7 protein-coding genes and 1 riboswitch are annotated in these 9,406 nt (G+C 71.6%); of the genes, 5 read left to right on the forward strand and 2 right to left on the reverse strand.

Going from position 1 to position 9,406, the window contains the following annotated elements:
• A partial coding sequence (locus MXD58_RS12725; protein ID WP_518477930.1) for an SCO6745 family protein occupies positions 1-500 on the forward strand: 500 nt, incomplete at its 5' end.
• A 471-nt stretch (positions 501-971) separates the two neighbouring features.
• The gene (locus MXD58_RS12730; protein ID WP_248837843.1) at positions 972-2,102 is read left to right on the forward strand and encodes a transporter substrate-binding domain-containing protein; all 1,131 of its coding nucleotides are present in this window, start codon (positions 972-974) and stop codon (positions 2,100-2,102) included.
• Between the two features lie 612 nt (positions 2,103-2,714).
• On the opposite strand, the gene MXD58_RS12735 is transcribed toward MXD58_RS12730, so the two are convergent.
• On the reverse strand, positions 2,715-3,506 hold the full coding sequence (locus MXD58_RS12735) for an alpha/beta fold hydrolase (RefSeq protein WP_248837842.1): 792 nt from the start codon (positions 3,504-3,506) through the stop codon (positions 2,715-2,717).
• An 834-nt stretch (positions 3,507-4,340) separates the two neighbouring features.
• Between MXD58_RS12735 and MXD58_RS12740 the strand changes: the two genes are divergently transcribed.
• A complete protein-coding gene (locus MXD58_RS12740) occupies positions 4,341-4,700 on the forward strand; it encodes a hypothetical protein (RefSeq protein WP_248837841.1) in 360 nt (119 codons plus the stop codon).
• A gap of 144 nt (positions 4,701-4,844) precedes the next feature.
• On the opposite strand, the gene MXD58_RS12745 is transcribed toward MXD58_RS12740, so the two are convergent.
• Complete coding sequence (locus tag MXD58_RS12745) at positions 4,845-7,115, reverse strand: serine/threonine-protein kinase (RefSeq protein WP_308301956.1); 2,271 nt, start codon at positions 7,113-7,115, stop codon at positions 4,845-4,847.
• A gap of 262 nt (positions 7,116-7,377) precedes the next feature.
• Positions 7,378-7,556, forward strand: a riboswitch (cobalamin riboswitch).
• 40 nt (positions 7,557-7,596) lie between these two features.
• Here MXD58_RS12745 and bluB point away from each other — a divergent pair.
• A complete protein-coding gene (gene bluB, locus MXD58_RS12750; protein WP_308301957.1) occupies positions 7,597-8,391 on the forward strand; it encodes a 5,6-dimethylbenzimidazole synthase in 795 nt (264 codons plus the stop codon).
• 3 nt (positions 8,392-8,394) lie between these two features.
• Entirely contained in the window at positions 8,395-9,300 is a 906-nt protein-coding gene (locus MXD58_RS12755) for a TIGR03564 family F420-dependent LLM class oxidoreductase (RefSeq protein WP_248837839.1), read from the forward strand.
• Positions 9,301-9,406 lie beyond the last annotated feature (106 nt).

The following is a 9,406-nucleotide window of genomic DNA, read 5'->3' on the forward strand; positions in this document are numbered from 1 at the left end:
GCGCCGCCCCGCTGGCCGGCCGGGTGCTCGCCGCGGCCAACGCCGCCCTGCCCTGGCCGGGCGATTGCCTTGGCGTCATCTGGCAGGCCACGACCATCCTGCGCGAACACCGCGGCGACGGCCACGTCGCCGCCCTGGTGACCGCCGGTCTCGACGGCGCCGCATCCTGCGTCTGGCGCAGCGGCCTCGACGGCGTCGGCCGGGACGACTTCCAACGCGTACGAGGCTGGTCCGACGACGACTGGAGCACCGCCACCGACCGCCTGCGCACCCGCGGCTGGCTCGACCCCGCGGGCGCCTCGACGCCGACCTCGAAACAGGCCCTGCGCGACATCGAAGCGACGACCGACCGCCTCGCCGCCGCCCCCTGGAACGCCCTCGCCCCGGCCGCCCTCACCCGCTGCGCCGCCCTGCTGACCCCCCTCGCCCACCACGCCGCCGCCCACCTACGCTGGCCGAACCCGATCGGCGTCCCCGACCCCCGCCAGCGACCCGCCTGAGCCCAGCCATAAAGATCTCCGGCCCTGCGGCGGCGGCTCTGACTCCGGGCCTGTGTGTTGGTCGTCTCCCTGTGGTGGTCGAGGCGAGTCGGTCTCGGCCGGACGAAAGATTGCAATGTGGAGCACTCTGCACGAAAAACTAAAGACGGTGCATTTGTTGATCTGTTCTCCCCTTCGCCTGTGTGCGGCGACACTCCGTATTGACAGGTGAATTCGTCTTACCTCACACTTGTGGCATGCCCCCCGCCTCGCCCGGTTCAGGCCTGCCCCCGGCCTGCCCGCCGCATCCACTGTTCTCGCTGGTGGCAGGTTTCCGTCCCCGCGGAGAATGCTCGCGGGACGGTCATATTCGAGGTCGCCTCTCCGCTTGGCTCGCCGAAGTGGATCGGCCGCCCGGAAACGGCGAATGTCGTGTCTGGCGCGGAAGGTGAGTGCGCCGCTGTCCGCTCGGGTGGTGACGGTCACGATTCAATGACCGTCCACGGTCGTCTGTGTACGGCCCGCCATCGGGTCGCCGTACTCCTCCTGCTCGCCGCGTTTCTGGCGGCCGCGATGCCCGCGCGGGCCGCGCCGGCGCCGGCGGCGAAACGTCCGATGGCCGCCGGCGCGGCCGCCAGCACGATCACGGTCGGCATCAAGCCGCTCGACCCGTTCGTCGGGCGGGACGACACCGGCGAGTACACGGGTTTCAGCGTCGACCTGTGGAACGACATCGCCCGGCGCAACGACTGGCAGACCCGCTACGTCTCGTACCCGGACCTCCGCACCCTGCTCGACCGGGCCCGGGACAACGAGGTCGACGTGGCGATCTCGGGAATATCGATCACCGCCGACCGGGAGACGCAGGTCGACTTCTCCTACCCGATGTTCGACGCGGGGCTGCAGATTCTCGCCGCCGACAAGCCCGCCGGCCTGGACCTGTCCAACCAGCTGGGAAACCTCATCTCGCCCGCGACCGGGCGCTATCTCGCCGTGCTGCTCGTCATGCTCATCTTCGCCGGCGCCATCACCTCGGCGGTCACCCGCGTCGGCAGCGAACACCGTTGGCACCGGCGCATGGGCGAGGGGATGTTCCGGGCCGCCGCCGTCGGGCTCGCCGGCGATCTCGGTGAACCACAGAGGCTGTTCGCCAAGATCGTCACGTTCGCCTGGCTGATCGCCGGGCTGGTGTTCGTGTCCCTGTTCACCGCGTCCATCACGACGCAGCTCACGGTCAAATCCATTCGGACGGGCATCACCGGGATCTCCGACCTGCCGGGAAAACGGGTGGTCACAGTGCGCGGTTCCACGGCGGAGAGCTACCTGCGCCACCACGACATCTCACCGCGCACCGTGCCCTCCATCGACGCCGCGTACCCGATGCTGCGCACCGGCGACGCCGACGCGATCGTCTACGACTCGCCCGTCCTGCAACACCACGTCGACGTCGCCCACGATCGGAAGGAGACGCTCGCCGGGCAGGTCTTCGAACCCGAGGACTACGGCATCGCTTTTCCCACCGGCAGTGCCCTGCGCAAGAAGGTCAACGCCTCGCTGCTGCAGATGCACGCCGATGGCACCTACGACGACCTGCGCGCACGCTACTTCGACAGCCATTCCTAGGCGGTATCTCCTAGGTTCAAGCTCGCCGTTCAGGCCTCATGATCCACGCGGGTCGCCGTATCGACGCGGGTCGCCGTATCGACGCGGGTCGCCGTATCGACGCGGGTCGCCGTATCCACGCGGGTCGCCGTATCGACGCGGGCTAGCGGGACTGACGGGAGCGGGCGGGTTTCCCGTGGCTCGCCTGCTCGCCGATCGATCTACCTACAGTGGCCCCTCCGCCGGCACCTGACCCGAGAACACCCCGATCCGCCGATAGGTGATCGCCATGCCCCTGCCGAGAGACCACGACGGTCACACCGCGCCCACCCCCCGACGGGACGCGGGCCTGCGTTCGCCTCTCGCCCGCCCGACATCACCCCCAGCTACCAGCCGCCGCCGGCCGTGCGTGGCCGAGCTGCCGCGGGCCGCTTTGACAGCTACAAATCGGACGCAGAGCCCGTCAAAGGCGGCCCGAAGCCTCTTTCCCACGCGACGAGCCGACACCTCGGACCAGTGGCGGTCACCCCCAGTGCCGTAGGCGGCGCGGCGTGGTGTGGCGCGGCCTGGCTGGGAACGTCTTTGGGTGGGTCTTTCTCCGAGCAGCCGGCGGACCCACGGGAAGCGACCTGGCTAAACGGGCGTCGCGGTGAGGAGAAGGTCGGCGAGGGCGGCGGGGGCGCGCAGGGGAAGCAGGTGGTTCTCGCCGGGAACGACGGTGGTGCGGGTGTCGGGCAGGATCGTGGCGAGGTGCTCGACGAGGCGGTGGGTGAGGGCCGGGCTCTCGCCGCCGGCGACGAGATGGACCGGCTGGGAGATCCGGCGCGCCAGCTCCGCGTCGAAATGCCACCCGGCGAGCGCGGGCACCTCGCCGGTGAAAGTGTAGCCGCAGTCGCGTTCGGCGCGCTCCAAACCGTCTCGGCCGAGGGCGGACTCGAGCACGGAGCGGAACCGTGGTCCGCACACCGCCGCCATGAAGGTGTCGAAGGCGGTGGGCAGATCGCCCTGGGCGGCGGCGCCCATCGCCGCGCCCAGAGCGGGGCTGATCGCGGCGGCGACCGCCGCCTGGTCCGCCGGTGCCACAAGCGGGTCGATCAGCGGCGGTTCGACCAGCACGAGCTCGCCGACCAACTCCGCATGCTCGAGCGCCAGCTGCAGTGCGACGACGCAGCCGGAGGAGTGCGCGAGCACCCGGGCCCGGTCGATCCCGAGGTGTCGGAGCAGGTTCGCGCACTCGGCGGCGTGGTCGGCCACCGACAGCGGCTCGGCGGGGGCGGGGTCGCAGTAGCCGGTGCGGGTCACGCGCAGGCGGCGCAGGCCGGCGACGGCCGGCTCGCGGTCGAACGGGACGAACCAGTCGGCGAAGCCCGCCGCGTGGATCAGGACGAGCGGCTCGCCGTTGCCGCCGGAGTCGTGGTGTCGCATGGAAGTTCTCCCTCGTGGTCGGTGCTCGGTGCTCGGTGCTCGGTGCTCGGTGGTCGGTGCTCGGTGCTCGGTGGTGGGTGGTCGGTGGTCGGCAGGGGGTGATTGGTGAGTCGGCGCGGAGTGGGAACTCGAGGCGTCGGGGTCGAAAGCCAGGTGCGATCTCCCCCTCGGCTGGAGTCGGCTCCAGCGACTCACTGGAGCCGACTCTAGCAACTCGTTGAAGCGAACTCTAGTGAGTGGGTGATCGGGTAGCCGACAGGCCGAGTCGGGCCGCCGCCGGCGACGACGCACCCGCCGGGATCACGCTGAACGGACTGCCGTGCAGCGGGCCGACGCATCCGATGACCCGGGTGGCCGGGGCGAAGAATGCCGGCCGCGGCGCCGACCAAAAGCGGCGGAAAAAGCGCGGGTAGCGGCACGGCGCGAACAAGGCCGGCGCTCGCGGCACATGATGCGGGTCGTGCCAGGTGACATCAAGAAAAATGCGGGCGTCCGGACGAATCGACGGGGTCGGTGCCGCGAAAACGACGCGTTCGCTCGGCGTTCCCGAGGCCGGAGTTGGGTTGCAAATGCCGGTTGACGTGGCCTTTAGGGTAGACATGGCGCCGGTTTGGAGATGGTCGGGGCGGCCGTGCGGCGGCGGGATAACAGATCGGTCCTCGCGACCGGGTGGTGTTCGGCAAGAATCACAGCGTCGTCTAGGCAACGTCTTCTTCTCGAATCGAAAGCGCGTTTGGCAGCTATTGTTGATGAATCGACGGAACGGCCGTCGAGGTGTCCGGGAGGAACGGGTCGGCCGTCTGTCGGCCGCCCGTGAAAAGGGGAGGCATGAGCATGCGTTTCAGGAAAATCGGCCTCGCCGTCATGACGACCGCCGCGGCGGCGGGAATCGCTCTCGCCGGTACGACGGCGGCGCAGGCAGCCACCGGGACACCCACCATCGGATCGTCGGCGGCCGCCTTCGCGCCGACCGGCGGGCAGGACCTCGCCGGCGACGCGGGCAGCTACGGGTTCGCCAACCACAGCTCCGGCCACGGGCCGGTGTACCGCCCTCAGCCGCGCCGGGACCCGCGTCACCACAACGGACCCGGCCGCGGTCGGGGCAACGATCACCGGGGCAACGATCACCGGGGCAATGACCACCGGGGCAATGACCACCGGGGCAACGATCACCGCGGCGGCCAGCGCTGGTAGTCGCCGAGCTGGCGGTTCGTCGCGGGCGGAGGTCCTGATGAGCTGAGCGTTCGGCTCGTTCGCCTGGTGGGCGTCCGTGCCGCAGGCACGGTGGCGCGGACGCCCGAACCAGGAGATCCCGCGGCGAGCAACCGGCGCGTTCGGTCAGCGCGGCCCGGCGCAGCGCGCGTTGATGCCGATGGCGCCGTAGTAGGCCTTGGCCGCGTCAGCCAACGGGACCAGGCAGTACAGCGAACTCGCGGGTATCGCCTGCGCCGGCGCTTCGAAGTGCCGGCCGCCGCGGTTCGTGCCCCACAGCGCTGTCTCGTAGCCGGCGCGATGCTCGACCAGGTCGCGGGCGGTGAAGGCGACCAGCCTGGAATCGGCTGACGCGTTCACGACCAGCCCGTTCGGCACTCCGATGCTCTGAACCGCGGCCATCCCGGGATAGTCCGCGATGATCGCGTTCTCGTAGACGCCGCCGGAAACGAAGGTACGACCCAGGCGGAAGCCGTAGGAGCCGTCCCAGTTCGTCGCCATCGGTTCCAGGTACTTGTCCAGCGGGAGCATGCGGATCTTCAGGCCGTTGTCGAGGGCCTGGGTGATCTGCGGGGTCGGCGCGCCGCCCGCCCACAGCACGGCGTCGAGCTGCCCGGTGCCAAGCTCGGCCAGGGCGGGGCTGAGGCCACGGGAAATCGGATCGCCCGGGCAGTGGAGCACGTTGCGGAAAAGTACCTCGCCGACCTGGAGGGTGCCCGAGGCGCCCAGCCCCGTCGAGACCCGCTTGCCGCACAACTCGCTGGCGGCCTGGACGGGGGAGTCGGCGCGCACCATCAGATGCAGGACGTCCAGCCAGATCGGACCGACCGTGCGCAGCGCGGGCAGCGCCTTGCCCTCGAACTGGAACACGCCGTTGTACGCGTCGACGGCGGTGTTGAGCTGGGCGACCGCCAGGGCGCAGGTCGAGCCGTCCGCGTCCTGCAGACGACCGAGATTGTCGGCGGTGCCGTCGGTGGCGTCGACGACGACCTTCGTCCCGGGATAGCGCTGGTGCAGGTCGCGCCCCAGCGTCTGAGCGTAGGCGTAGTACGGCGTTCCCTTCTGCCCGGTGTAGACGGAGACGGACGGGCAGGCGCCCAGCTGTTTCGACCGAGGCCAGGGTGACAGCGGCGACCCGGGAAGGAGCAGAAGCAGCAGGACCACGGTGACCAGCGCGGCGGCGAGCATCAGCGTGGGCCGTCGGCGGCCCCGGTTCGAGCTGGGGGGCGGCGGGGGCGGGACGGTCGCCGGTGGCGGGGGTGACTCGTGCCCGACCATCACGGTGGTCTCCCAGCCGCGGTCCGCCTCGGCCTCCCCTGCCTCGGCGGTGTCGTTCGCCGTGTCGCCGAGCAGGCTCGCGAGGAGCTGGCGGGCGCTGGGCCGGCGCGCCGGATTCTTCTCGAGTGCCTGGCGCACGATTCCGAGCAGCTCCGCCGGCAGACCGTCGAGAGTCGCCTCGCCGTAGACGACCTCGTCGAACAGGTGCAGGAAGTCTCCCTCACCGAACGGCGCGCGGCCTGTCGCCGCGAACAGCACCACGCCGGCCCAGGCGAAGATGTCCGCCGGGAAGGAGATGTCGATCCCCGCGCCGTACCGGGCCCGCATGGCCTGCTCCGGGGCCATGAACGCCGGGGTCAGCCACTGCGGCACGGCGGGGCCGGCGTCGCGGCTGCCGACCGTCGCGCCGATGGCCGAGGCGACACCGAAGTCGATGACCCGCGGGCCGTGCTGGGCCAGCAGCACGTTGCCCGGCTTGAGGTCACGGTGCACGACCCGCGCGCTGTGAATGGCCCACAGCGCGGTCGCCACCCCGATCGCGAACCGCTTCACGTCGTTGCCGGCCAGGGTCTCGCCCTCGGCGACCTGGCGGCGCAGATCCGGCCCGTCGACGTACTCCGTCACCAGGTACGGAGTCGGTCCCGTATCGAGGTCCACGACCGCGGCGGTGCAGAACTGCTGGATCTGCCGGACGTTCTCGATCTCCTCGAGGAACCTCTCCCGGAATCCCGGGGCGGCGACGTATTCCGCCCGGATCACCTTCACCGCGACCGGTCGGCCGGAGCGGGTCAGCGCGAAGTAGACAGTTCCCATGCCACCCTCGCCGAGAAGGCGGCGCACGGTGTACTGGCCTATCCGCGACGGATCGTGTGGCCGGAGAGGAAGGCCCGGAAGACCAGCCGGTCCCACCGGAAATTCCGTCATCCGCGCGGCCCCCGAAACGGACAGCGCGGTGTGCGGACGGACACCGTTCTGCGGGCCAGAGCTGCGGTGGTCGGCGCGTCGGGCGGAAGGCGATCGCCTTTCCGGATCCGGCCGATGCCCGTCATTCATCCCCCTGGTGGACACGGAGCGGTTCGGTGCCGTGGCACGGAATCCGACCCTCTCCGGGGTAACCATACCCGGAGCGAAATGGCACGGTCACGGAGCCCGGACGGCGTGGTTTCCGGGCTCCGCTGTCGGTCAAGCGACATCGACGTCCGTCGTGTCCCGGGGCGGTCGAAAGCGGTGGGAAGCGGAGGCGGACGCTCCACGCACGTCCCACCGGCGCCGGGTCCCACCGGCGCCGGGCCTCACCGGCGGCGCGGCCCGGCGCCGGCCTGGTTGGGCGGTCGCGCGACGCGTCCTCGGCCAGGCCGGGATACGGTCGGCGGCGGCAACGTACGCGGGGTGCCCCGGGTGACCGGGGAGAATCGGGAAGCCGGTGTGAGTCCGGCACGGGCCCGCCGCGGTGACCGGGGAGCAGCCGTCCACGCGTACCCACGCGGCCACTGGGCCTTCGGGCCTGGGAAGGCGGACGGTACGGCGACGATCCGGAAGTCCGAAGACCGGCCTCGCACGGACGCCGCCCACCGGGGCGGCCCGACAGCGGGAGCCTGCCGTGCCCAGCCAGCATCACCCCGCGCGCACCAGCGCGCCCGACCGTGCCACCAGCGCCGCGCTCGCCTTCCAGGACCTGGTGCACCGGCGCCGGGACGTGCGGGGTGAGTTCACCGGCGCGCCGATCGCCGCCGACGTGCTCACCCGTGTCCTCACCGCCGCGCACGCCGCGCCCAGCGTCGGGCTCACCCAGCCCTGGGACTTCATCCGCGTCACCGACGACCGGACCCGGCACGCCTTCCACGCCCATGTCCAGGACGAACGGGCGGTGTTCGCCTCGACCCTGACCGGGCCCAGGGCCGAATGCTTCGCCCCGATCCGGATCGAGGGCGTGCTGTCGTCGTCGCTGTGTCTCGTCGTCACCTACGACGCGGACCGGGGTGGGCCGGCGGTGCTCGGCCGGCACGCCATCGCCGACGCCGGGCTGTACTCGGTCTGCCTGGCGGTGGAGAACCTGTGGCTCGCGGCCACCGCGGAGGGCCTCGGCGTCGGCTGGGTGTCGTTCTACCGCGAGGAGTTCGTGCGGGAGCTGCTCGGGATTCCCACCGGGGTGCGTCCGGTCGCGTGGCTGTGCGTCGGGCCGGTGACGCACCTCGAAGCCCACCCCGACCTGGAACGCGCCGGCTGGGCGCGGCGCCGCCCCCTGGCCGATGCCCTCCATGAAGAGTGGTGGGGCGGGCACTATGAGACAACATCTCGTCACCCTGTGACACAACTCGCGGCCAGCAGGGTGAGACCTGAGGGACGCCAGCTGGTGCCGGCGACCTCGCCTGCCATCCCGACTCACCAGGAGTGATGCATGAAAGTTGGGCTGTACCTCGGGGCCGTGGCGAACCCGGCCGCGGCGCTGGAGGAGATCCGCGCCGCGGCGCGGGCGGGCTTCGCCAGCGTCTACCTCTCCCAGCTGCTGTCGTGGGACGCGCTCACCCTCGTGGCGCTCGGCGCCGCCTCGGTGCCCGGCATCGAGCTCGGCACCGCGGTGGTGCCGACCTACCCGCGCCACCCGCTGGCGCTGGCCGGACAGGCACTCACCGCGCAGGCGGTCGCCTCCGAGCGGATCACCGTCGGTATCGGACCGAGCCATCGGGCGATCATCGAGGGGATGTTCGGCTACTCCTACGACCGGCCGGTCCGCCATCTCCGCGAGTACCTAGGCGCGCTGGTCCCGCTGCTGCGCGGCGAGGCCGTGGAGATACGGGGGCAGAGCGTGACGGCCATCGGGCGGGTGGACGCGCCCGTCGCGATCACCCCGTCGGTGCTGCTGTCCGCGCTCGGGCCGGCGATGCTGCGGGCCGCCGCCGAACTGGCCGACGGCACGGTGACGGTGTGGACCGGGCCACGGACGGTCGCCGAGCACATCGTGCCGACGATCACCAAGGCCGCCGCCGCCGCGGGGCGACCCGACCCGAGGGTCGTGACGGCCGTGGGGGTGTGCGTGACCGCGAACCCGGACCGCGTCCGAACCGCCGTGGCCGAGCAGGTCGGCTTCGCGGCGGACTTCCCCGCCTACCGGGCCGTCCTCGACCGGGAGGGCCTGCGCGGGGTGGAGGAGACGATCGTCGCCGGCGACGAGGCCGACGTCGAGCGGGCCCTGCGGCGTTACGCCGACGCCGGCTCCACCGAGCTGCTCGTGAGCGTCCTGGGTGACCCGGCGCAGCGAGCGCGCACCATCGACGTCGTCAGCGGCCTGCGCGCGAGGCTCTGACCCCACGGGGACACCCGCCGCGCGGACAAACGCGGCCCGTTCGTGGGGCGCCCAATGAGGCGGTCGGCGCCCGGCCGGGTGGGGCCCGCCGCCGGCGGGCACCACC

The sequence above is a fragment of the Frankia sp. AgKG'84/4 genome (assembly GCF_023242965.2).
GTDB lineage: Bacteria > Actinomycetota > Actinomycetes > Frankiales > Frankiaceae > Frankia.

Excerpts from the sequence above, each read along its gene's own strand:
- MXD58_RS12740 (WP_248837841.1), top strand. The coding sequence starts at position 4,341 with ATGCGTTTCAGGAAAATCGGCCTCGCCGTCATGACGACCGCCGCGGCG.
- MXD58_RS12730 (WP_248837843.1), top strand. The coding sequence starts at position 972 with ATGACCGTCCACGGTCGTCTGTGTACGGCCCGCCATCGGGTCGCCGTA.
- MXD58_RS12735 (WP_248837842.1), bottom strand. The coding sequence starts at position 3,506 with ATGCGACACCACGACTCCGGCGGCAACGGCGAGCCGCTCGTCCTGATC.
- MXD58_RS12745 (WP_308301956.1), bottom strand. The coding sequence starts at position 7,115 with ATGGTTACCCCGGAGAGGGTCGGATTCCGTGCCACGGCACCGAACCGC.
- MXD58_RS12755 (WP_248837839.1), top strand. The coding sequence starts at position 8,395 with ATGAAAGTTGGGCTGTACCTCGGGGCCGTGGCGAACCCGGCCGCGGCG.